The organism is Acinetobacter sp. WCHA55, from assembly GCF_002165305.2.
Taxonomy (GTDB): domain Bacteria; phylum Pseudomonadota; class Gammaproteobacteria; order Pseudomonadales; family Moraxellaceae; genus Acinetobacter.
Map to the genome: position 1 here is coordinate 1,030,287 of NZ_CP032286.1, position 21,019 is coordinate 1,051,305.

Consider the following 21,019-nt stretch of genomic DNA (forward strand, 5'->3'; position numbering starts at 1 on the left):
AAGGTCTCAATAAATTATCAAATTAGAACAGGTTGCTATTCTAATCTAAAATCATTCTCGATAAACTGAATATATTTAATTGAGCTTATTAGAAAAAGTGATGATGACTGAGTTAACCTTGCCAATTATTGGCTACATGCACTCTTCTTATAAGGAGAAGTTTGGTATTCCTCGTCAGCCTAACTTGGTTCAAGTGGAATCGTATATTGAAATGTTATCGCCCTATAATGATGTTCTGGCCTTTGAAGGGATTGAGGCATTTAGTCATTTATGGTTGGTGTGGCAGTTTCATGAGAATAAAAATTCAGAAAAAACCCAGTTCCGCCCGCAAGTTCGTCCGCCACGTTTAGGAGGAAATAAAAAAATAGGGGTGTTTGCTACTCGCAGCATGTATCGTCCTTCACCGATTGGTCTATCGGTGGTGAGGCTCAAGTGTGTCAAAAAAGAAGGGAAGTCAGTTCGAGTGTATGTCACAGGAAGTGATTTGCTAGATGGCACCCCGATAGTCGATATCAAACCCTATATACAATACTCAGATGCCGTTATAGATGCGGAAAGTGGCTATGCGCAAGATGAACCTAAACGTAAGTCTGTGATATGGTCGGATCGGGCGATCGAACAGAAGCAACAGCTTTTGACGAATGGAAAATTGTCTGTACAGACCGCACAAGAGCTTGAAGCCGTTTTATCTTTAGATCCCAGACCAGCGTATCAGGATGATGAAGCGAGGGTATATAAAATGAAATTTGCTACTGTTGATATCTCCTTTACAGTGGGTGAAACTACAGTGAATATCACGGCGGTAGAATGAGAGTCTTAAAGAGAGAAGCTCCAATACAACAGCCCAATCAAAACCACCATATGCAAAATCTGAATTGGGGCAAAAGCAATAAAGTATTGTTGACCACCTGTTAAGGCGGCATTAACGGATTTAGCAACAGCGTGTGCAGCCAAACCTAAGATAAATGCAGACATTGCTGCCGTGTCTGCCGGTGTTCCTTGCATGACCACTGTTGCCATCGCTGCATGAATTTCAAATAAAGAAGCCAACAAAGTCCCAGCGATTAAACCTGCATCTCCCAGCCAAAGGTTGAGTCCATACACAACCGCTTGGATGAGCGTCAAAGTCAGGGCAATAATGCCTGCCTCTTTTAAGCTAAACATGCGTGAATCATTGGGTTGATGTTGTTCTTGTGCGGGCGCAGATCGTACCAACATGTAGGCACAGATCCCTAAAAGGACACTTGCCACAAGGGTTGGAAGCAGAATGGTCTTGAGCCAAAGCATACTTACACCAGCGACGATAATCAGCAGTTGCAACAAAGTTGCAATACAGGACATAAGTGCAGCACCTGCATTAGGTTTAGCCAGTGCTCGGCCTGCACGTACCTCCATACCTAAGCTGGCAACAGTCGCTGTACTCGATACAAATCCTGAAGCGATCGCCGATAAAATCATGGCATTTTTAGTGCTCAGCAGTCGTTTGGCAATATGTGCAAGCGCTTGAACAGCAAGGATGAGCGTGACTAATTTTAAAATAATGTAGGGATTCAGTACAGCACCCCATAAAGGCGTATTCGGCGTTAAAGGCAGGGCAATTAAAATCAGCGCTAGGAGAAAGATACCGTCTTTAAACTCAGCTTCAGTAATCCATTTTCCAGCAATGCTGTGCATAGAATGTTTGGTCATTAAAATAATGGTCAGTAGCACGGCTAAACCTGCCGCTAAAGAGGTATTCCACAGGCACATGGCCCCAATAAAATAGGTCATGACAAATGCAAGTTCAGTGGTTGAACCCAAATCTTCTGTTTGGTTTTTCATTGAGAATATAACTATACCGCCGATGATCAGCGCACCGACAATACCAATACTAAAACCAAATAAAAAACAAATAGCGCCGATAAGGGCACAAATGGCAAAAGAGCGTAGTCCTGCAAAGCTCTGTTGATTTTCACGTTGTTTACTTCGTTCACGTTCTAGACCAATCAACAGTCCACAGCCCAATGCCGAAGCCAAAGTAATAAGGACATCAGATAAAGCCAAGCTGTTGATGGAAATTGCGTTGAAGTCCAAGCCTATCTCACAAAAGCTAATGATCTGTCTAAAATATAGGCGAATGCTGGATGTGGATTCAAGTTGAAAGTGCAAGAATCCTAAGTGAATTCGTGATTATATTTATGAACTAGGCTATTCCTCGACATTTGTAGGATTTGCTTGTGCTTTGTGCGAATGAATACAGAAAATCTTGCTATAGTGGGGTTATGTTTGGGGATGTATAACAATGAATTTTAATTTTGAAATTGATACCACTTGGTGCTTAGATCAACTCTTTAAAGATGGGCGAATTACTGAAAAAGAAAAAAATCTAGTACAAACCACGCACCGTCAACGCGATCAATTAAAGTGGCATCCTTTACAGTGGATTGCTCATTTTAATTTGGTGGATCAGTCGCATCTGCAGTCGAGACTGACATTAAATCGACTCTGTCAGTGGTTAGCCGAAAAGACCCAATTACCGTTTTATGTGATTGATCCGCTCAAAGCTGATGTGCAAGCTTTGACTTCGGTGATGTCTCAAGAATTCGCCTTCCGTAATAAAATCTTGGCAGTTGAAGTTCAGGCCAATCAAGTGTTGATTGCAACAGATCAGCCGTATATGAAAGATTGGATTGCAAATTTGGAGCACAATGTTGCACCAAAAAAAATCCAGCGTGTATTGCTCAGCCCTGAGCAATTACAGCGCTATATGGTCGAGTATTATCAGGTGAGCCGTGCTGTCAGTAACTCCCAGAAGTCTGGGAGCTATGACCGTGATAATAAAGGTGTTGAGGCACTCTTACAGCTGGGTGATAGCCAAAATCCAGATGCCAATGACCAACACATTGTTAAATTAGTCGACTGGGTTTTACAGTTTGCTTTTGAGCAAGGGGCCAGTGATATTCACTTAGAACCACGTAAAGACAACGGTAAAGTGCGTTTCCGTATTGATGGGGTGCTGCATACGATTTATAACATGCCAGCCAATACTTTAACCGCGGTGATTTCGCGGATTAAAATTTGGTGGTGTTTCAAAAAGTATGCTGAAAAAAACAATATGGCTTTTGATAAAATAGAGGTATGAAAATAACGCTACAAATCAAATGTCCTACCTGTCTAAGTAACAATATAAAGAGAAATGGCATCAAAGTAGATGGGAAACAAAACCATCAGTGCAAAGATTGCAAACGTCAATTTATTGGTGATCATGCATTAAGCTATCAAGGGTGTAACTCAGGTATTACCGGCAAGATATTACATTTAATGGTCAGAGGAAGCGGTGTAAGAGATATTGCTGAAGTCGAGCGTATCAGCATTGGCAAGGTATTACGAACCTTAAGTGAATCGATCTATCAGATTCAGCCTAAACAAAGCCACTACGAATGTCTTGAAGTCGATGAACTTTGGACTTTTGTAGGGAATAAGAAAAATAAACAATGGCTTATTTATGCCTACCATCGAGAATCTGGAGAAATTGTTGCTTATGTTTGGGGTAAGCGGGATTTAGCAACGGTTCAACGTCTTAAAGCTAGACTTAAAAAGCTTGGGGTTCAATATGCTCGAATTGCGAGTGATGACTGGGATAGTTTTATCACAGCATTTCAATGTTGCAAGCAAGTGATCGGTAAGTTTTTTACCGTCGGTATTGAAGGTAACAATTGTAGAATTCGTCATCGAATCAGGCGTGGATTTAGGAGAAGTTGCAACTTTTCTAAAAAGCTCGAAAATCATTTTAAAGCCTTTGATTTGACTTTCTTTTACCTTAATAACGGATTTGTTTAACGCCAGCATACTTTTTGAAACACCACCTAAAATTTTAGGTCGAATGAACGTGGCAGAGAAACGTAAACCACAAGATGGACGTTTAAAAACACGGACACCGAAAGGGCAAGAAACAGAACTGCGTCTTTCGACTTTACCGACTGCATTTGGTGAAAAGTTGGTGATGCGTATTTTTGACCCTGAAGTTTTAGTGCGCAGTTTTCAGCAGTTGGGTTTTGAAGGGCATTTGCTCAGTGATTGGCAAGCGCTGACCTCACATAGTCACGGCATTATTTTGGTGACAGGGCCAACAGGTTCAGGCAAAACCACCACGCTTTATTCTTCTTTGAAACAATTGGCCACCGAACAGGTGAACGTCTGTACCATTGAAGACCCGATTGAAATGTTAGAACCGAGTTTTAACCAAATGCAGGTGAATACAAGCATTGATCTTGGTTTTGCTGATGGTGTTCGTGCACTGATGCGTCAAGACCCTGACATTATTATGGTCGGTGAGATTCGTGACCATGATACGGCCAATATGGCGATTCAAGCGGCACTCACAGGGCATTTGGTACTGTCAACTCTGCATACTAATGATGCACCTTCCAGTCTAACGCGTTTGCATGATTTAGGCGTACAACCGTTCTTAACTGCGGCAACCATTTTAGGGGTATTGGCACAGCGTCTCGTACGTCGTCTGTGTCCACATTGTAAAGTTGAAAAGCAAATCAACAGCCAAGAGTGGGAACATCTGACTTTTGATTACGTTATGGAAATGCCTGAAAAAGTCTTTACTGCAGTAGGATGTGAAGAGTGTCGGCAAACGGGTTATAAAGGACGAGTCGGTATTTATGAATTTATGCCTGTGAGTTTAGAGGCCAAGCAACTGATTGGTGCCAATGGTGACTTGACCGCATTGCGTCAACAAGCCAAAAAAGAAGGCATTGAACCTTTAAGAATTGCGGGTGCACGTAAAGTTTTAGAAGGTGTCACCACGCTAGAAGAAGTGTTACGTGTCGTCCCACTCAACTAAACCTTTAATGCTTTACTTAACGCTTTCTTAAGATTCAGCTCATCTAGCTTTGCTTTAATAGCTTCATCGAATAGGTGAACAATTAAACAGAGGTACTGGATATGAATATGATGATGAAAGCGTTATTGGTTGCTGGTGTTATTGGTTCAACCACTGTAGCTGTAGCAAACACCGCAGTGAATCAAGCGGCTGTTGCTGCTTCAACACCAACTACGGTTAAGCATGCTTTAACATTAAAAGATGATAGCCATGTGCAGTTAAAAGGTTATGTGGTCAAAGCTATTGGTGATGAAAAATATGAATTCCGTGACCAAACAGGTTCAATCACTGTCGACATTGATGATGAACTATGGGGGGGTAAAGCGATTTCAGCTAAAACACCTGTAACCATTATCGGTGAAGTGGATATTGATTACAAACCAGCAAAACGCGTTGAAATTGATGTAGATCAAGTGAAATTCTAAACAGTCTGGTCCAAGCTCAATCCAATTTTGATTGGGTTTTCTTAAAAAACCACATGGCTTAGATTTGATCCTAGCCATGTGGTTTTGTATTTTGCGTCATTTCACGGCATGATTTAAACAATAGGGATAAGGCAGGTTTAGCAGTGCGGATATTATTAGCAGAAGATGATGTCTCACAAGCTGAGAGCATTAAAACTTGGCTTGAAATGGATGGCTATAGTGTCGATTGGGTGGAGCGGGGCGACCATGCCATTTTAGCCATTGAACAGCATCAGTATGACTGTGTGCTTTTAGATCGTGGTTTGCCGCATGCCACAGGCGATGACATTTTGCTAAAAGTCCGTGGCAAGACCCTCTCGACGCCTGTAATTTTTTTAACGGCGCGTGACAGTATTCGAGATCGGGTCGAAGGGCTAGACTTGGGTGCCAACGACTATTTGGTTAAACCCTTTAGTTTGGAGGAATTATCTGCTCGAATTCGCTTACAACTTCGACAGCAACAGCATAACAGCTCGCAGGTATTGAGCTATGCCAATATCCAACTCGACCCACAAGCCAAAAGTGTGACTCAAAATGGTCAAGCGGTTAATTTAACTGCCAAAGAGTTTCAAATTTTGCATAAATTGATGCTCAAGCCCGAATATGTAGTTACGCGACAACAACTCGAAGAAAGTCTTTATGCATGGGGCGATGAAATTGAAAGTAATGCGATTGAGGTTTTTATTTATCAATTGCGAAAAAAACTCGGTAGTCACTGTATTAAAACCATACGTGGTTTGGGCTACAGAATGAATCAGGACACATAATGGCTCAGCCAATTTCATTACAGCGTCAGCTTGTTAAAAGTTCGCTCCTCAGTTCGATACTAGCGGGGCTTTTGGCATTGCTGATGTTTATTGGGGTGTCGGTTTATCAGACCATGTCTATGCAAGATGAAATCATGGATGAAATGGCCGATATGTTGTTGGCAGATGATTTAACGGTCAGCAATGGTCAGGCCTTGGCTGAGCTCAGTGATGAATTCGAGATTCGCTATCGACTCGATAATGCACAGCAACTGTTAACAGCATCCGAAGATGCGCCTGAAAAAATTACCGTGGATCATTTGAGTTTGGTTTCAGATGAACCTTATGGTTTTTATTGGTCAGAGCAGAAACTTTGGCGTATTTATACAGCACAGGATAATCACGGTTTACAGGTTCAAGTGACCCAGTCGATGTCCGAACGTTTTCATGCCTTTTGGCAAAGCATCCTCGTTTTTAGCGGTGTGTTGTTTTTAGTCTGGTGTGTACAGTGGCTGTTGATGCATTTTGCCATTCGACGTAAATTTCGAGTGATACGCCAAGTTTCAGAGCAAATTTCAAATAAATCGGTCAATGATTTAGCAGCTATTTCTACGCCTGAACCTGAGTTGATTGAGTTACAACCGATGCTGTCTCAACTGAATGCATTATTGGCGCGTTTAGATCAATCTTTAGTGGCGGAGCAACGCTTCACAGCAGACGCTTCACATGAGCTACGCTCTCCATTGTCTGCGATACAAATGCGACTTCAGGTGCTCAAGCGCAAGTTTCCTGAACTTGAAAGTGAGTTAAAACCAATCCAACAAGATGTCAGTCGTGGGGTACAGGTGTTGGATAATTTGTTGTTACTGGCGCGGCTAGACCCTGAGCAAAGGGAAAGCTTGGCTAAGGCTAAGTTTGATTTAAGTCACTTAATGCGGGATGTGATTAAAGCTTTACAGCCGTTTGCGGACTCAAAACAGGTTGAAATTAATATGGTGCTTGCAGAGCAGACTTATGTATGGGCCAATGAGCAGCTCTTATTTAGCGCACTTCGTAATTTGCTCGATAACGCGATTCGCTATAGCCCCGAGCAGGCACAAGTTTTTATCAACCTCACGATCGAAAAAGAGCAGTTAAGATTAAGTATTGAAAATAGTGGAAATGGTGTCGATGCTGGAATTATTCAGCGTTTGGGGGAACGCTTTTATCGGGCTTTAGGTACAAAAACACAAGGTTCAGGTTTAGGCTTATCAATTTGTCAGAAAATTGTCGATTTACATGCAGGGCAGTTGTTCTTTAGTCCATCAGACTTAGGCGGTTTAAAAGTGGAGCTGCTGTTAAATATGCTTGAGGTTTAGATATGTAGATTGTGATTTGTTATAAAAATAGTATAAATGATCAAACTTAAAGAGATTAAAAAGCAGTACGCGCTGACATACTGCTTGTTTCCACGATTATTGTTATTGGGTTTTTATAGTTCTTATTTGGTAAGAATGAGTCGATTATTGCGAGTGAGTCGTAGACGATACTCTTCTCCAGCATGCATAATGCGAATTTCACGGCCTAGGGCAAATAAGTTGTTTGAGTGTAGCATTGGTAGTGAATGGGCTGTTTCGTTACGAGTAAATAAGCTAAATGGTGCGTTCATTCTGGCGACTCCGTGGTATATATTGAACGATTTAAATGATAATCATTATCGAATGAGGCTGTCAACATTTTCTCGCTGAAAATATAAAAAACTTCAATATCGTTACATGCAATCACTCAATACACTACACATCTGAAATGGAATCTGATTATGTCAAAACCTTTGGTTCAAGTTGCTATAGCCATACTCTTACACCAAGGCAAAGTGTTGGTGGGCTGGCGCCAGGCGGAACAGCATCAGGGCAACAAGCACGAATTTCCTGGAGGGAAGGTGGAAGCAGGTGAAACGCCTGAGCAAGCCTGTCGCCGTGAGGTGTTAGAGGAAGTTGGAGTTAATATACAAGATTGGCATGCTTTTGATTGTATCCAGTTTGAATATGACGATGTGATTGTCAATTTGCATTTATTTCATGCTGTAGTATCAAATCATCTATTGGCAGACATTCACTCACCATGGGCGTGGTTCAAGCGTGCTGAATTACAAGATCTTAACTTTCCAAAAGCCAATCAGGCCATATTAAAGCGACTTTATGCCGCACCTGTGATTAAAATTTCAGATCAAATCGATTTGTTGAAGAATTTGCCTGAACAACAAGTACTGTATTGGCGTGTGCCTGCTAGTCCTGAGCATATTTTAAAAATTGCAGAACTGAGTGTAGAACAATTAGCACGAGTGATTATAAATATAGAACTATGGAAAGGTTTAAATCCACTACAACAGCAGGCAGTTGCGGCCGTGCACCTGAAGCAATCTCAACTCATGCAACTGAGTAAAGGGGAACTGAATGTTGGGCAGCGTTATATTGCGGCCTGTCATGACACAGAAAGTGCAGAACATGCGCAGAATATTGGCTGTGATGCCATTTTACTTAGCCCTGTACTTGAAACTTTAAGCCATCCGAATAGTGACACTTTGGGCTGGGAGCAGTTTAGTCTGATTGCTCAAAAGATTCACATCCCAATTTTTGCCCTAGGTGGCTTACAGTTAGTTGATTTGGCCAAGGCACAAAGTTATGGCGCTTATGGTATAGCAGGCCAGCGCTCCATTTAATGGAGCGTGCTTTTAAGACAGACTTTTGATTGCCGTTTGCGCTTGTTGAATGGTTTTCTGATTCTTCTGGATTTGACCTGCTTTTAAGATAACGCTCCAAAGTTGCTTTTTCATGGCATTACTTTGAGCATAACTTAAGCCGCGACGTGCAAGCGATTCCGCATTTGCAGGTTGTTTTTGTTGATTGGCAATTAAAGCTAAATACAAAAAGGTCTCACTCGACTGTGGTGCTAAACGCTGTGCTTGCATGGCGTAGCTTTGTGCTTGGCTCCACTGACCTTGGCGATAGGCCGTTTGTGTTTTTTGCATCAGGCTTTTAAAAGCAGGAAGCTGTCGTCCATCATCAAACTGTTGTTTGCTTTTTTGTTCAGGAATCACAATCTTCTGACGTTGAATTTCTTCGCGGTCATAAGGGTGAATTGTGACACCTGAAGGTGTTTTCTGCTCTTTATCCGACTGTGTCGGCTTTTCAGGTGTCTTTTTTTCAGATGGCTGTGGGAGGCTTTGACAGCCTGCCACAGTCACGATGGTTGCTAAGATACTTAAACGTTTAAACCACATCAAAATTTAAATCCGTCCTATTTATTCAGGTTGATAGCTACCACTCGAAATGACTTGCGTCTCATCTTCTAAGTTACGCTGCATGTTCGATTCACTTTCACGAATATAGTTGTCTATGCTGTCGCCTTGTTCAGGTGTAGCTTGGTAACCATCTGTTTCAGGATTGTAAGTGGGTTCAACTTGATAATGCGGTAAGCCACATGCAGTTGCTTTGCGCGGTACGGTGTTTCGCAAGAGAGGAATATACATTGCGCCCTCACAACCTTGAGCAGCAAGATAACCCGTGCCACGATCAATCCAGTGCCATTGCACATCATCTGGTTGACGTAAGTTGACTGGTTTTTGACGTAGCTGGCTCATCACATTGGTCCACACTGGCAACGCGCCTGAAGAACCTGTTAAGCCAGTTTGTTTGTTGTCATCTAAACCTAGCCAAACCACAGAAACATAATTGCCCGAGTAACCTGCGAACCATGAGTCACGGGTGTCATTGGTGGTTCCAGATTTGCCTGCAAGCTGAAGCGAGTTCGGTAAAGTGTTATAAGCTGAACGACCTGTACCTGAGGTCATCACTTGTTGTAGACCATAATTCAGGACATAGGCCGAAGCAGGGTCAATGGTTTGTTGGACATTTAAACCATAACGGGTCAGCAAGCGACCGTTTTGATCGACAACAGTACGAATGGATTTAGTCGGATACTTAAAACCTCCTGTGGCAAAGTTGCCATAAATGCTGAGCATTTCCATCGGAGACATGTCTACCGCACCCAAGAAAATGGATGGATAGGTTGGAATATTACTGGTTACACCAAAACGTTTTAGGTGATTGTTAAATGTCGATAAACCAAACTCTTGACCAAGTCGAACAGCTGATAAGTTATATGAATTCGACAGCGCCTGTACCATCGGTACAACGCCATGTTCGCCACCACTATAGTTCTTGGGTGTCCATGCTTTACCATTGGATTGAATACTAATGCTGCTATCTTCAATTGGGCTGGCCCAGTTGTAACGTCCCGATTGAATTGCACTGAGATAAATCACAGGTTTAAGCAGTGAGCCGACTTGACGTTTGGCATCAAGTGCACGGTTAAAACCTGTAAAGTCTTGGGTTGAACCAACAGCTGCGACCAATTCACCATTTTCAGGATGTGCAACCAATACCGCCCCTTGCAGCTCTTTTAGACGGCTTGAGCCACGGCTTAAGCGACCAACAGTCGATTTAAACGCATCTTGAATTTTGGTTTGGGCAATTGGATCGAGTGTTGTAAAGATGCGCAACCCTTGATTGGTCAAATCACCTTCTTGGTATTCAGTACGTAACTGACGACGCACAATGTCTAAGAAATCTGGGAAACGTGAAGGGCCGAGTGTTGGTTTGGCAATTACATTTAAAGGACGAGCCGTTTCAGTTGCATATTGTTCTTGGGTCAGATAGCCCATGACCAACATGTTGTTTAAAACAATATTACGACGCTTTTTCGCAGCTTCTGGGTTACGCCAAGGGTTATATAAGGTTGGACCTTGTACCAAACCTACCAAATAAGCTTGTTGCGCAATATTTAGCTCACGTAAAGGCATCCCGAAGTAAAACTGCGAAGCCAAACCATAACCATTAATAGAATAGTTGCCGTTTTGCCCGAGGTTCACTTCATTAAGATAGGCTTCTAAAATTTCATCTTTGTCATAGTGAAATTCGACCAATAAAGCCATAAATGCTTCATTGACTTTACGCTTAATGGTTTTTTCAGGGGTGAGGTAGAAGTTTTTCACCAGCTGTTGGGTCAGTGTTGAACCGCCTTGACGTTTTCCACCAGTGACATTACTCACAATCGCACGTGCTGTACCACGAATTGAAACGCCGTGGTGACTATAGAAATTACGATCTTCGGTTGCAATTAAAGCCTCAATTAAAGGCTTAGGGACTTTGTCGAGTTTAATCAGGACACGGTCTTCGTTGTGTTGTGGATAAATCCCGCCAATCAGCATAGGCTCCAAACGTGCAATCCCTGTAGAGGAAGGTTTAGTTGCACTGACTTCAGCCACTTGGTCATCAGCAAAAGTGACTTTAAGCACTTGTTCTGGCTCGACACTATCACCGAAGTCAAAGCCACGGGTGTGTACATATAGTTCATTGCCAGAACTGACAAAGTTCCCTGATTTGGTATAGTTTTCTGAGGATTTATAGCCCAAAAGTTTTAACTCTTGAGTGAAGTCAGCCTGACTGACAGGGGCATTGGTATACACTTCGAGTGGACGCGCGAATACCTTTGCAGGAATGTCCCAGCGCTTGCCTTCAAACTTGTCACGTACAACGGAGTCGAGTCTTATTAAATAAATACTAAACACCAAGAATGCTGCAATGACTAAGATGCAGAAGATCAGTGCAATTAAACCTATGCCACGTTCTGACTTCATAAATACGAATAAGATCCTGAGAAATTGTGCTAATCATGCGAAGCTTTTCGCTAATTTGCAATAATTAAACTGTGAACAAACTGAAATATGGAGATAATTCCATGTGTATAAGCAGTCACTTTAGTTTTTGAATCAATTTAAATAAATAATGTTATGATAGGCAGGAATCGTAGCGGAGCGATGTTGCAGGTGCAAATTTCACATAAAACATTTCGAAACATAGGCTTAATTGGACGTCCAGATAAGTCTTCAGTTGTCGAAACCTTATGTCTTATTCATGATCATCTACTCAGCTTAGGGTTACATCCCGTTTTTGATGCGCAAACCGCTGAACTTGTTCCTTATAAAAACACACAAACGGTGAGTCGTGCACTTCTGGGTGAAGTGGTCGATTTGGTGATTGTGGTGGGCGGGGATGGCTCACTTCTGCATGCTGCACGTGCCTTGGTCAAATTTAATACCCCTGTCATGGGTGTAAACCGAGGGCGTTTGGGTTTTTTAACCGACATCAAGCCGACTGAAGTAATTTTTAAGCTCGATCAAGTCTTAAAAGGTGAGTTTCAGTTAGATCGTCGTTTCTTATTGGAAATGGAAATTCGCTCAAAGGGTGAGACGATTTATGATGCAATTGCGCTAAACGATGTGGTATTACACTCGGGTAAGTCGGTGCATATGATTGACTTCGAACTCAATATTGATGGCCAATATGTCTACCGTCAACATAGTGATGGTTTGATTGTATCGACGCCAACGGGTTCAACAGCTTATTCGTTGTCAGGTGGAGGCCCAATCGTGCATCCGGGGATGGATGCGATTGCTTTGGTACCGATGCATCCACATACCTTGTCTTCACGTCCTATTGTGGTGGGTGGACACAGTGAAATTAAGCTTCTGATTCGTGAAAACCGTGTTTTGCCGATGGTCAGTGCAGATGGTCAACACAGTGTCTCGCTCAATGTGGGTGATAGCTTACATATTCGTAAGCACCCCTTTAAACTGAATTTATTGCATCCACCGGGTTATGATTTTTATATGTCATGCCGTACTAAACTCGGTTGGAACCAAGATTTTGACTCTTTTCAACAGGATTAAACCATGAATATTGAACAGATGCTTTCTATTTTAGATGCCGATATTGTTGAGCGTTTAAAAACAGCTGTAGAAATTGGTAAATGGCCAAATGGAATTGCGTTGACTGCTGAACAACGTCAAACTTGTATGCAAGCCGTGATTGCTTGGGAGCATCAGAATACGCCTGAAAAAGAACGTACGGGTTATATCGATAAAGGGCATAAGGAAGAAGGTGAGGAATGTGATTCTCATGTGCCTGAACCAGAATTTAAACCTATTCGCTTTATTTAATTGATTAAAAATACGTTGAATCGCTCAGCAACAGATGCTGGGTGATTCAACAACTCAATTTAAAAACAATAACCTGCAAAACTGTTTCAATCATTATGCTTATAAAAATAATAAAGCTCACTCGACACAGTTTATTCTTCATTATTGCAATTTCGACCCATGTATTTTCTGAGACAGCAAGTGATGCAAGAAAAATTGAATGTTTATTAGATATTTCTGTGTTACCGAGTCAAAATTTTCAAAATCCCATCACACAATACACATCAATGAAAAATGATGGTTATCCAATGCTGTTGATTGGAATAAAGATCCATGACGCCCATGCAGGCGAAGCATCGAAAAAGTTAAAAAGCCATCAGTTTTATTGTTCAAGCCTCATTGGAGAACAAAAAGATGTTTATTTATCTGGCTCTTATCGATCTCAAAAAATCGACATTCATATTGGTGATCAGTTGAAACTCAGAAATATTCATTCTTCAGGAAAGAGTTATCCTTACTGGACTAACTTTTACTGGATCGAAAAGCGTGACGAATAAGGTTCACGCTTTTGTTTGTTCCTTCGGCTTAGAAACGAGTGCACCAAAGCTGCTTGGCTTGTTGCATGGCATCGCTATATGTATCGCAGACGCCCATGGTATATAGCGCAATACCAATGGTTTCAGTCACTGCCATTTCACCATATTCATGTTGTTTTTCACCCAGCCAAACGGCTTTAAACTCAGTCAAATCCAGCTCGTCTTCGGTTGGGCTTCGGTTGTCGGTGAGTTTAGGGAGTTCATGTTCGTAAAGTTCACCATTTTTGATGCCACAGATGAGTGTTTTTGCATCTGGATTGCGTTCAAATTCTCCGCCTTCACCTTTAATGACAGCACTATTTTGATAACCCAGTTTAAAAGCTGCTTGCTGATGCGAACCACGATAAGCTGGGTGGAAGATCGCTTGCAAGGTCGCTTTGGCATTAAACGGATTGATTAAGCGTGCAAGAGTATGAATAGGTGAACGAAGACCCATAACATTTCGTAGAGAAATTAGTTCACTTAAAATCGGAGAGATGGTGTGTAGCGGTAGATACGCAAAATTACGCGTTGCTAATTCTTGTTCCACATCTGCTTGAGTTTGGCAAATATTAAAGTCGAGATACTCTAATACCTGTTCAGTATAAATACGGTTAATGGTATGACCTGATGCACCGTGCATCACGACCTTATAGCCTGCTTTGGCTAAAGTCAGTGCCGCTAAGAGAAACCATGGATAGTGTTTACGCTTGCCTGCATAAGAAGACCAGTCTAAATCGACCTCTAAAGGTGTAAACGGCAGTTGATCTCGTGTGGCTTGAACAAAACCTGCTAGTTCATCTACAGACTCTTCCTTAACACGAAGTAGCATTAGGAATGCACCGAGCTGCACATCTAACACTTGGTCTTTCAAGATCATATCAAAGGCTTGGTAAGCTTCTTCATAACTGAGTGAGCGTGCCCCATTTTTCCCTTTGCCAATAATACGAACAAATTGGGCAAATGGGTGCTCAGCATCTTTATAAATATTTCTTTTGTTGTTCATGAAAAAACCAAAGTAAGTGAAAGCTGTGTTGTGTTATTTTAGTGGAACAATCAAAAAAATCAGTACTTTTAATTTTAAATAAATTTTCCACCATTAGACTAAAGTATGAGGCATATTGTTTAGATTTTATACATTATGATTGAAATCAGTTTACTTTGATTAAAGAATGTTAGGTAAAATTTACCCAATAATTGTGACTCGCTAGTTTTTAGTCTCTCCCATTGCAGTAAATGTGAATGAACTGTGATTTTTGTCACAGTTCTGTTGTTTGTACACCATGATTTTTTACCCGGTGTTTGGATGCGGTCCAAACTGTGGGCTTTTTTGTGTTTATCAGAAAGCCAACTACCTATGAGGAAGTATAGGTATACCGATTTTTTCAGTCTTTTGATTTACAGAAGTATTCGTTATGACTAAGAAACCAATCTATAAGTCACTATATTTTCAAGTTATTGTCGCGATTATTGCGGGTATCTTAGTAGGACATTTTTTCCCTAGTGGTACGCAAGTTATCAATGGCGTTGAAAAATATGTACCTGGCTGGGGCGAGCTTTTTTATCCTCTAGGTCAAGGCTTTATTAAGCTGATCAAGATGATTATTGCGCCAGTAATTTTCTGTACCGTCGTGAGTGGTATTGCGGGTATGGAAAGTATGAAGTCTGTAGGTAAAACAGGCGGTGTTGCGCTACTTTACTTTGAAATTGTATCGACGATTGCACTATTGATCGGTTTGCTGGTCATTAACATCTGGAAGCCAGGTGTGGGTATGAACGTTGACCCTTCAACACTAGATACTTCAGGTATCTCAAAGTTTGTTGAATCTGGTCAGCAGCAAACAACTGTCGACTTCTTCATGCATATTATTCCAAACACCGTGGTTGGTGCATTTGCTGAAGGTGAAATACTGCAAGTGCTACTCTTTGCCTTAATGTTTGGTTTTGCATTACATAAGTTGGGTGATGCAGGTAAACCTGTATTGAAGTTCATCGATCAAATTTCGCATGTGTTCTTTAACATCGTAAATATGATCATGAAGCTTGCTCCAATTGGTGCGTTTGGTGCAATGGCATATACCATTGGTAAATATGGTATTGGTAGCTTGGCACAACTTGCTCAGCTGATTATTTGTTTCTACATTACCTGTTTACTTTTCATTTTCTTGGTTCTAGGCACAATTTCACGTCTTTGTGGCTTCAGCATTTTGAAAATGATTCGCATGATTCGCGAAGAGTTATTGATTGTACTGGGTACGTCATCTTCAGAGTCGGTTTTACCGCGTATGTTGAAAAAGCTTGAGATTGCGGGTTGTGAAAAGTCAGTGGTTGGTTTGGTGATTCCAACAGGCTATTCATTTAACTTAGACGGTACCTCAATCTATCTGACAATGGCAGCAATCTTCATTGCACAAGCGACCAATACTCAGCTCGATCTTATGCACCAAGTAACTTTACTGGGTGTGTTATTGATTTCATCGAAAGGTGCTGCGGGTGTGACGGGTTCGGGCTTTATTGTGATGGCAGCGACTTTGTCAGCTGTTGGTCATATTCCAGTGGCGGGTCTTGCGCTCATTTTAGGTATTGACCGTTTCATGTCTGAAGCACGTGCCTTAACCAACCTAGTAGGTAACTCATTGGCAACGATTGTTGTTGCGAAATGGGTGGGTCAGTTAGACCAAGAAAAACTACATTTTGCACTAGCAAATCCAGATGAAGTAGACCGCCAAATGGCTGTTGAAGAAAATGCTCACGCATAATTTTAGTTCATCTTAAACAGGAAGCCTAAGGGCTTCCTTTTTTATGGGCATAAAAAATGGCCTGATGCGGTCATGACAGTTGCATTAAAAATGGCTAGCATGTGAGCTGAATAATAAAGCAACATCACTACAAGGAAGAAATATGTTGAATTACGATGCAGACCTAGAACTATTTCGCGATAACTTTCGCCGTTTTATGAATGAACACATTGCACCACACTATGAACAATGGGAACGAGAAGGCTTAATGCCACGCTCAGTCTGGAATGCCTTAGGTGAAAATGGTTTCTTATGTGTTGATGTTCCTGAGGAATACGGAGGTTATGGTGTTCCAACGCATTATTCACTGATGTTGGTTGAAGAGTCGGCACGTGCAGGTTTTAGTGCTTTATCGACAGGTATTTCTTGTCACTCTGAAATTGCAGCACCTTATATTTTGCACATTGGAAGTGAAGCACAGAAACAGTACTGGTTACCGAAAATGGTATCAGGCGAAGTGGTTGGTGCGATAGGGATGACGGAGCCGGGTGCGGGTTCAGACTTACAAGCTATGCGAAGTAATGCCATTTTGCAAGGGGAGCATTATATTTTAAATGGTTCTAAAACCTTTATTTCAAATGGGCAGCATGCCGACCTTGTGGTGTTGGCAGTAAAAACTGATCCTCAAGCCCGCGCAAAGGGCGTTTCACTAATGTTGGTCGATACCCACTTGGATGGGTTTAAAAAAGGCACCAACCTCGACAAAATTGGGCTACATTCACAAGACACTTCTGAGTTATTTTATGACAATGTGAAAGTCCCCAAAGATCAATTGTTGGGACAAGCAGGTCAAGGTTTTACTTATTTGATGCAAGAGCTGCCACGTGAGCGTACAGCAATTGCTGCAACGGCTATAGGCGCAATTCGCGGTTCAATTGATGTCACCATTCAATACGTCAAAGAGCGTCAAGCTTTTGGTCAACATATTTCGCAGTTCCAAAATACACGTTTTGTTTTGGCTCAAGCCAAGATTGATGAACAAGCCACAGCTGCTTTTTATAATCAAAACGTTGAGCTTTATATGCAAGGCAAGTTAGATGTCGAAACCGCAGCAGCGCTAAAAAGCTTTTCAACGGATATGCAAATGAAAGTGGCAGATAATTTATTGCAGCTCTTTGGTGGCTATGGCTATATGAGTGAATATCCAATTTCACGTTTCTTTGTCGATGCACGCATTCAACGCATCTACGGTGGAACCAATGAAATTATGAAAGAAATAGTCGCGCGTAGCTTACTTGGGCGTTAAGCCTTAGGTGCGGATATAAACATGTGTCTAAAAAGAGCCTCAAATAGGCTCTTTTTTTATCGGTTCAGTACCAATAAACTCTCTTGTATAAAGGCGGGGAGATCATATTGGGTTTGTGATGAAATATATAAATTATTGTCATTCACAACACCTGTGTCATACAGCACAGCACCTGCATTTTCTAAGTCCTGATGAAGGTGGTGGATGCACGTCATACGCCTGCCTTTCACGACTCCCGCGTACATTAAAATTTTGGGTGCATCAGCACTGCATAAAATAGGCTTTTGTGTGTTTGCAAAGTGTCTGACAAATAAGACATAGCGTTCATCTTGGCACAGGTTATCTGGTGAAAAACCACCAGGGATGAGTAAGGCATCGAAGTCATGCACGGAGGCATCATCAATACTTTGGTCGATGGTGACAAAAGCTTTACGCTTTTTGCCATAAATGATTTTGCCAGCCTGACTTTCAAGGTTAATAATGCTATGCCGAGCTGCTCGAAATGCTTCTACGGGCTCAGCATATTCGGCATCTTCAAAGTCATAGGTGACCAAGACTGCAATTTTTTTGTGCATGACAGTACCTACAGTTCATTATTGTTTTGTTTTATTGAGACTATAGAGCATTCGCTACTGCTGCATACTCTCTTTGTTATGAATACGTCAACTTAAGTAAAGCATATTTTAAAAGATATTCTAACGCACTGAAATACGGATGAATGGTGATTTTTATGAAGGTGTAGCAAAATTTTTCAAAGCCTAGACGTAGCTTAAAAGTGCTGAGTTAAGACCCAAATAGCATCGACTTAGTGTTTTGGTTGAGTCATGTTCTATGTATAACGCTAAGACGAAAAAATGTGAAGCTCAGTGGTTTTATTGATGTCTATTATTGGGGCAGTTTATTGATAAACTTGATGATTAAATCAACTGTATGTTTTTAGCACTGAAACATGCAAAGTCTTATTGCGCAAGATTTCAAAGCTAACTATTGTTATACTGTTTGCACAATGTTTATGAAGGGCGACATAACAATGATCCAAGACGATCAAAACACAACGACTTCTCTTGACCTCAATCAAATCCGTCAGGATATCGACTCTGTTGATCAGCAGATTCAACAACTTATTAACCGTCGAGCGAAACTGGCGGAAGCTGTTGCAAAGGCAAAATTTGCTTCTGAAGAGAATCCAATGTTTTACCGTCCAGAACGTGAAGCGCAAGTTTTACGGAATGTTATGGAGCGTAATGAAGGCCCTTTGTCTGATGTGACCATGGCACGTTTGTTCCGTGAAATCATGTCTGCATGTTTGGCTTTAGAAGCACCGCAAAGTATTGCATTTTTAGGTCCTGTCGGTACTTATACGCACTCTGCGGTTTTGAAGCATTTTGGACATGATGCTGTTGTTCGCCCTTTACCGACCATTGATGAAGTGTTCCGTGAAGTCGAAGCAGGCAGTGCCCACTATGGTTTGGTACCGGTAGAAAACTCATCAGAAGGAGTGGTCAACCATACTTTAGATTGTTTTAAAGCCTCACATTTAAATGTGATTGGTGAAGTTGAATTGCGTATTCATCACCAGTTTCTTGTGTCTGAAAACACGCGTAAAGACAGCATTAAACAAATTTATGCGCATCAGCAAACTTTGGCGCAGTGCCGTGCATGGTTGGACGCGCACTATCCAGGCGTGGAACGTGTAGCTTTAAGCTCGAATGCTGAAGCGGCACGACGTATTCGTACGGAATGGCATTCGGCTGCTATTGCATCTGATGTTGCAGCAGGTATCTATGATTTAGAAATTTTGCACAGCAATATTGAAGATAATCCTGAGAACACCACGCGTTTCTTGGTGATTGGTCGTGAAAGAATCCCGCAAAGTGGTAATGATAAAACGTCATTGCTGATTTCTGCACATGATCGTGCAGGTGCATTATTGGAAATCCTTGCACCATTTGCAAAGCACAACATTAGTTTGACCAGTATCGAAACGCGTCCTGCACTGCCCGAAAAATGGGCTTATGTCTTCTTCATCGACTTAGAAGGTCATGTGGAACAAGACAATGTTAAAGCGGCGATTGAAGAGATTCGTCCACTCGTGAAAGAAGTTCGAGTATTGGGTTCATACCCGATTGCAGTATTGTAATCTCTAAGGTGGTTGGGTTTGTTCCAAACTCAACCATGTACACCACTTGTAAGAATGGAAAGGCCACATGTCGTTTGCTCCAGCCAATGAAGGTATTGCGAAGTTAAAACCATATCAACCAGGTAAGCCAATCAGCGAATTAGAGCGTGAATTGGGGATGACCGATATTGTTAAACTTGCCTCAAATGAAAACCCTTTGGGGTGTTCGGACAAAGTAAAAGAAGCAGTTGCTGCTGAATTGGCAGAAATTGGACGATATCCAGACGGTGGTGGTTTTATCTTGAAGGATCAAGTTCATGCACAGTTTGGTATAGCACATGATTGTATTACTTTAGGTAATGGTTCAAACGATCTGCTAGAAATTTTTGCTCGTGCTTTTGTTTCAGAAAAAGACTCAGTGGTATATAGCCAACACGCATTTGCAGTCTATGCATTGGTCACACAAGCCATCAATGCCGAAGCGATTGAAGTGCCTGCCCAAGGTTTTTCGCATGATCTTGACGCGATGGCGGCGGCAATTAAAGACAATACCAAATTGGTGTTTATTGCAAATCCCAATAATCCGACAGGAACTTGGTTTGAAGAAGCTGAGTTTGAGCGCTTCATGCAAAAAGTACCGAGTCATGTGATCGTGGTTTTGGATGAAGCTTATGTGGAATATTTCCCAGAAAACTTTAACAGCTTAAAGTTTTTAGCACAGTATCCGAATCTGATTGTTAGCCGTACTATGTCGAAGTGCTTTGGTTTAGCGGCATTACGTGTCGGTTTTGCTTTAGCGTCGGCAGAAGTGACAGATTTCTTAAATCGTATACGTCAGCCGTTTAACGTCAACCATTTAGCCATGGTTGGAGCGGTTGCTGCACTGAAAGATGAGGAGTTCATTGAGAAATCACGTGTGGTCAATAAAGCAGGCATGGTGCAACTTGAAACTGGTTTTAAAGCGCTAGGCCTCAACTACGAGCCTTCTCGTGCTAACTTCATTTTGGTCGATATACAAGCCGATCCTGCACAAACTTTTAATGCTTTATTAAAAGAAGGGGTGATCGTTCGTCCTGTGGGCATCGCCAATCATTTACGAGTATCGATTGGAACTGAAGCTGAAAATATGAAATTTTTAACGGCTTTGGCCAATGTACTAGGTTTAGAGGCGAACGCTTAA

19 protein-coding genes and 2 pseudogenes are annotated in these 21,019 nt (G+C 41.7%); 15 read left to right on the forward strand and 6 right to left on the reverse strand.

All coding sequences use genetic code 11. The features are described from left to right. Positions 1 to 100 precede the first annotated feature (100 nt). Complete coding sequence (gene tsaA, locus CDG62_RS07770; protein WP_087526210.1) at positions 101 to 811, forward strand: tRNA (N6-threonylcarbamoyladenosine(37)-N6)-methyltransferase TrmO; 711 nt, start codon at positions 101 to 103, stop codon at positions 809 to 811. A 5-nt stretch (positions 812 to 816) separates the two neighbouring features. Here tsaA and CDG62_RS07775 read toward each other — a convergent pair whose 3' ends face one another. Beyond that, positions 817 to 2,073 (reverse strand): MgtC/SapB family protein, encoded by a 1,257-nt coding sequence (locus CDG62_RS07775; protein ID WP_087526209.1) that lies wholly within the window; start codon positions 2,071 to 2,073, stop codon positions 817 to 819. A 208-nt stretch (positions 2,074 to 2,281) separates the two neighbouring features. Here CDG62_RS07775 and CDG62_RS07780 point away from each other — a divergent pair. The 6 genes and pseudogenes from CDG62_RS07780 to CDG62_RS07805 form a co-directional block, all read left to right on the forward strand. After that, positions 2,282 to 3,058: pseudogene (locus CDG62_RS07780) on the forward strand (ATPase, T2SS/T4P/T4SS family); the annotation flags it as partial. Positions 3,059 to 3,117: 59 nt separating this feature from the next. Next, a complete protein-coding gene (locus tag CDG62_RS07785) occupies positions 3,118 to 3,819 on the forward strand; it encodes an IS1 family transposase (protein ID WP_087528928.1) in 702 nt (233 codons plus the stop codon). A 28-nt stretch (positions 3,820 to 3,847) separates the two neighbouring features. Next, positions 3,848 to 4,834, forward strand: a pseudogene (locus tag CDG62_RS07790) (GspE/PulE family protein); the annotation flags it as partial. Positions 4,835 to 4,935: 101 nt separating this feature from the next. Continuing rightward, entirely contained in the window at positions 4,936 to 5,298 is a 363-nt protein-coding gene (locus CDG62_RS07795; protein WP_004696098.1) for a NirD/YgiW/YdeI family stress tolerance protein, read from the forward strand. Positions 5,299 to 5,441: 143 nt separating this feature from the next. Next, entirely contained in the window at positions 5,442 to 6,104 is a 663-nt protein-coding gene (locus CDG62_RS07800; RefSeq protein ID WP_087526581.1) for a response regulator transcription factor, read from the forward strand. Next, the gene (locus CDG62_RS07805; RefSeq protein ID WP_087526580.1) at positions 6,104 to 7,441 is read left to right on the forward strand and encodes a sensor histidine kinase; all 1,338 of its coding nucleotides are present in this window, start codon (positions 6,104 to 6,106) and stop codon (positions 7,439 to 7,441) included. The genes CDG62_RS07800 and CDG62_RS07805 overlap by 1 nt, the downstream gene beginning before the upstream one ends. Positions 7,442 to 7,563: 122 nt before the next feature. On the opposite strand, the gene hemP is transcribed toward CDG62_RS07805, so the two are convergent. Next, entirely contained in the window at positions 7,564 to 7,731 is a 168-nt protein-coding gene (gene hemP / locus CDG62_RS07810; RefSeq protein ID WP_004696105.1) for a hemin uptake protein HemP, read from the reverse strand. 150 nt (positions 7,732 to 7,881) lie between these two features. On the opposite strand from hemP, the gene CDG62_RS07815 reads away from it, so the two are divergent. Further along, a complete protein-coding gene (locus CDG62_RS07815; RefSeq protein WP_087526579.1) occupies positions 7,882 to 8,781 on the forward strand; it encodes an NUDIX domain-containing protein in 900 nt (299 codons plus the stop codon). Between the two features lie 12 nt (positions 8,782 to 8,793). On the opposite strand, the gene CDG62_RS07820 is transcribed toward CDG62_RS07815, so the two are convergent. Together CDG62_RS07820 and mrcB are read right to left on the reverse strand one after the other, a co-directional pair. After that, complete coding sequence (locus tag CDG62_RS07820) at positions 8,794 to 9,342, reverse strand: tetratricopeptide repeat protein (protein ID WP_087526578.1); 549 nt, start codon at positions 9,340 to 9,342, stop codon at positions 8,794 to 8,796. A gap of 21 nt (positions 9,343 to 9,363) precedes the next feature. Then, positions 9,364 to 11,760, reverse strand: coding sequence for a penicillin-binding protein 1B (mrcB, locus tag CDG62_RS07825; protein ID WP_087526577.1), 2,397 nt, complete (start codon positions 11,758 to 11,760; stop codon positions 9,364 to 9,366). Between the two features lie 153 nt (positions 11,761 to 11,913). Between mrcB and CDG62_RS07830 the strand changes: the two genes are divergently transcribed. From CDG62_RS07830 to CDG62_RS07840, 3 genes are all read left to right on the forward strand, one after another. Further along, positions 11,914 to 12,852 carry an NAD(+) kinase gene (locus tag CDG62_RS07830; RefSeq protein WP_087526576.1) on the forward strand — a complete coding sequence of 313 codons (939 nt, stop codon included), beginning with the start codon at positions 11,914 to 11,916 and terminating at the stop codon, positions 12,850 to 12,852. A gap of 3 nt (positions 12,853 to 12,855) precedes the next feature. After that, complete coding sequence (locus CDG62_RS07835; protein WP_005400556.1) at positions 12,856 to 13,122, forward strand: YeaC family protein; 267 nt, start codon at positions 12,856 to 12,858, stop codon at positions 13,120 to 13,122. Positions 13,123 to 13,217: 95 nt separating this feature from the next. Then, complete coding sequence (locus tag CDG62_RS07840; protein WP_087526591.1) at positions 13,218 to 13,658, forward strand: hypothetical protein; 441 nt, start codon at positions 13,218 to 13,220, stop codon at positions 13,656 to 13,658. A gap of 28 nt (positions 13,659 to 13,686) precedes the next feature. On the opposite strand, the gene CDG62_RS07845 is transcribed toward CDG62_RS07840, so the two are convergent. Beyond that, the gene (locus tag CDG62_RS07845) at positions 13,687 to 14,682 is read right to left on the reverse strand and encodes a glycosyl transferase family protein (RefSeq protein ID WP_087526575.1); all 996 of its coding nucleotides are present in this window, start codon (positions 14,680 to 14,682) and stop codon (positions 13,687 to 13,689) included. Positions 14,683 to 15,091: 409 nt separating this feature from the next. On the opposite strand from CDG62_RS07845, the gene CDG62_RS07850 reads away from it, so the two are divergent. Together CDG62_RS07850 and CDG62_RS07855 are read left to right on the forward strand one after the other, a co-directional pair. Further along, entirely contained in the window at positions 15,092 to 16,435 is a 1,344-nt protein-coding gene (locus CDG62_RS07850) for a dicarboxylate/amino acid:cation symporter (RefSeq protein WP_087526574.1), read from the forward strand. Positions 16,436 to 16,577: 142 nt separating this feature from the next. Then, the gene (locus CDG62_RS07855) at positions 16,578 to 17,720 is read left to right on the forward strand and encodes an acyl-CoA dehydrogenase family protein (protein ID WP_087526573.1); all 1,143 of its coding nucleotides are present in this window, start codon (positions 16,578 to 16,580) and stop codon (positions 17,718 to 17,720) included. Between the two features lie 56 nt (positions 17,721 to 17,776). On the opposite strand, the gene CDG62_RS07860 is transcribed toward CDG62_RS07855, so the two are convergent. Continuing rightward, positions 17,777 to 18,295: a DJ-1/PfpI family protein gene (locus tag CDG62_RS07860; RefSeq protein WP_087526572.1), complete on the reverse strand. Its 519-nt coding sequence runs from the start codon at positions 18,293 to 18,295 to the stop codon at positions 17,777 to 17,779. Between the two features lie 455 nt (positions 18,296 to 18,750). Here CDG62_RS07860 and pheA point away from each other — a divergent pair, with 455 nt between their 5' ends. Both pheA and hisC read left to right on the forward strand, forming a co-directional pair. Continuing rightward, positions 18,751 to 19,860, forward strand: coding sequence for a prephenate dehydratase (gene pheA, locus CDG62_RS07865; RefSeq protein WP_087526571.1), 1,110 nt, complete (start codon positions 18,751 to 18,753; stop codon positions 19,858 to 19,860). A gap of 67 nt (positions 19,861 to 19,927) precedes the next feature. Continuing rightward, a complete protein-coding gene (hisC, locus tag CDG62_RS07870; RefSeq protein WP_087526570.1) occupies positions 19,928 to 21,019 on the forward strand; it encodes a histidinol-phosphate transaminase in 1,092 nt (363 codons plus the stop codon).